Below are 2,715 nucleotides of genomic sequence, written 5' to 3'. Positions count from 1 at the left end.
CGTAGATCGCCGATGCCCCCCTCCGACGGGACCGTCGATGGCCATGCCCTCCTCGCCGACCTCACCGCTGCGCTGGGAACCCGCCACACCCGGACCGACGAGGACATCATGGCCCCCTTCCTCGTCGACGAGCGCCGGCGCGATGCGCAGTTCTCTGTCAGGAGTCTTCTGATCCCCTCGCCGACTTGAACAGCTCATCGAGAAGATCGAGTTTCTCACCGACTTCGGCGGGAACCACGGCGACATCGACGAAAGCCACAAGTCGATGTAAATCCGCCTTGCGCATCAACATTGGTCTTCCCAGATTCGTGGCGAGACGACGGAAGAACTCCTCCGCGAAGTCGCTCAGCTTGACACCCTTCGTCGACGTCTCCCAGAGGAACTGTCTTGTCGTCTGATCGGCGTTCTGCCAAACGCCGAGTCCGGTAGCGTCAGAGAAAATGCGCTCAGCGATTAGGTCTTCAAGTACCTCATCAGCCACCAAAATGTCAAATGATCCATCATCATACTCATCTGCGGCGGCGAGACGCAGCGTTAACGGTGTAACGATGTAGTTCTCAATTTCATACCGATGCCAATAGCTGACTCTGAACCCCTCTCGCTCGTACGGGTCATGTCGACCCTTGTCTGCATCTAAGATCGCGAGACCACGAATACCCGGGACCATCTCTCGCATCGTGTAGAAGTGTCTCTCCGGCGGGAGTCCGTAGGCTCCTTCAACTCGCGCCAACTCCGCATCAAGACTACGCTCAGGATAGTTGTCCTGTACATAGTAAATGTTCGCGCGTTCATCCCAAGAACCCGCAACGGGATGATCCAGTCTCTTTGCAAGTGACTTGAGTATCTGCAGATCCGTGTTCCCTTCCAAGTATAGGACGTACCCACGCTGACGCGCGCGAAGATAGTGCTCCGTCCCATATTGCTTCAGGGCGTCACGACTAACCGAGCTACCAGGCACAGGAATTGACCGCCCGCCTAGTAGAAGCGTCAGACTGTGATCTACAGCCTCGTCAAGGATCTGCTCAGAGTGGGTAACGATTAGGACTTGCGAATCATTCTCTGCAGCAATTTCACGCAAGAGAACATACACCTGCTTCTGTCGGAGAATTTCCAAATGGGCGTCCGGCTCATCGATGAGAAGAACACCAGAACGGTGTGAGTACAAGTAGGACAGAATCAGCAGAATTTGTTGAAGACCGCGCCCCGCACTGGCGATCTCCAATGGCACAGCTAGCCCTTGCTGACGATAATGAAGATCGATACTCCCGCGCGAATTCTCAAGTGGATCGGTCAACTCAATATCAAACAGATGCCCCATGAGCAAGGTGATGGCTTCCCAGTCATCTGAAGAACTCTGGCGAACCATAAGGCACAGATTCCGTAACACTTGAGCGGTCTGGCCCTGACCCAAGAGGACATTCACCCTACCTGGCTGAACAGTGGGCTCTTCAAGCTCAAGGCCAGACATCGAATAGAGGAGATGCACATCTACCGCGGCAGCCGTCGCAATGGCGTCTAGGTTCTCGAGAGTCGCCTCGTCCGGAGCACAATAGACGATATCTTCCCCCTGGTTACGACATGTAATGGTTACTGGACAGATCGTGTTGGCGTGTAGTACGCCTACTGTAATGTCAATTGGTATTGGAATATTACCTGTGCGTACCGCCGCATCGTGCCAGAAATACCGGGTACGGCGGACGGGAACTGAGACGATATTCAGACGATTGAGAGCAGTAGCAGTCCGCTTCTTGGGCGGCGCTTGACCCTTGCTGGCGTACCACACCTTGACTGCGTGGGACCAGAAGGCAATCGCCTGAATTATCGTTGTCTTTCCGCAGTTGTTCGGACCAACCAATACTGTGGGATGATCGAGATCGATTCGCTGAGGTTCGTGCCCGAAGAGCTTGAAGTTCGTAATCTCGATGTAGTGGAGTGGCCGCATCTGAGAAGTAATCCTAGCATTTCGAGACTAGTGCGCTCTCAACGATCGCCGCTCCCTACAAGAACTGGACAGTCATGCCAGAACAGGAACCTTGCCAGCCAAATGACGCCATAGTCGACCGGCTCGACGCTGCGCTGGGAACCCGCCACATCCAGACCGACGAGGACATCATGGCCCCCTTCCTCGTCGACGAGCGCCGGCACTACCACGGCGATGCCCTGGCGGTGGTCTCCCCGGCCGACACCGGAGACGTGGCGACGGTCGTGCGGCTCTGCGCCGCCGCCGGCGTGGCCGTCGTACCCCAAGGTGGCAACACGGGGCTCTGCGGGGGCGCCACCCCGCTGCGCGACGGGCCGTCGGTGCTGCTCAGCCTGCGACGCATGCGCGAGGTGCGCCGCATCGACCGTCTGGGGCGCAGCATCACGGTTGGCGCCGGAGCCACGGTGGCCGAGGTGGCAGACGCCGCGGCCGCCGCCGGGCTGCTGTTCCCGCTCAGCTTCGGCGCCGAAGCCAGCGCGCAGATCGGCGGCGCCCTGTCCACCAACGCCGGCGGGACGGCGGTGCTGCGCTACGGCAGCGCCCGCGCCCTCACCCTGGGCCTGGAGGTCGTGCTGGCCGACGGCACGGTGGCGCGCCTCGGCGGCGGCCTGCGCAAGGACAACACCGGCTACGACCTGAAGAACCTCTTCGTGGGCAGCGAGGGCACCCTCGGCGTGATCTGCGAGGCCACCCTGGCGCTGTTCGCGCCTGCCCGGCAGCGGGCAACCGCCATG

3 protein-coding genes are annotated in these 2,715 nt (G+C 59.3%); 2 read left to right on the top strand and 1 reads right to left on the bottom strand.

What is annotated here, in order from left to right; translation table 11 throughout:
• Positions 1 to 189: hypothetical protein (locus OXF11_02530; protein ID MCY4485975.1), on the top strand; the 189-nt coding region annotated here is incomplete at its 5' end.
• Here OXF11_02530 and OXF11_02525 read toward each other — a convergent pair.
• The gene (locus OXF11_02525; protein MCY4485974.1) at positions 158 to 1,942 is read right to left on the bottom strand and encodes an AAA family ATPase; all 1,785 of its coding nucleotides are present in this window, start codon (positions 1,940 to 1,942) and stop codon (positions 158 to 160) included. The genes OXF11_02530 and OXF11_02525 overlap by 32 nt on opposite strands.
• Positions 1,943 to 2,016: 74 nt before the next feature.
• Here OXF11_02525 and OXF11_02520 point away from each other — a divergent pair.
• Positions 2,017 to 2,715: FAD-binding oxidoreductase (locus tag OXF11_02520; GenBank protein MCY4485973.1), on the top strand; the 699-nt coding region annotated here is incomplete at its 3' end.

This window comes from Deltaproteobacteria bacterium, from assembly GCA_026712905.1.
In the GTDB taxonomy this organism is placed as follows: domain Bacteria; phylum Desulfobacterota; class Binatia; order UBA9968; family JAJDTQ01; genus JAJDTQ01.
This window is presented reverse-complemented; position numbering and strand designations above follow the sequence as displayed.

What these genes read in the sequence shown, in the direction of transcription:
- OXF11_02525 (MCY4485974.1), bottom strand. Translation starts at nt 1,942, where the DNA reads ATGCGGCCACTCCACTACATCGAGATTACGAACTTCAAGCTCTTCGGG.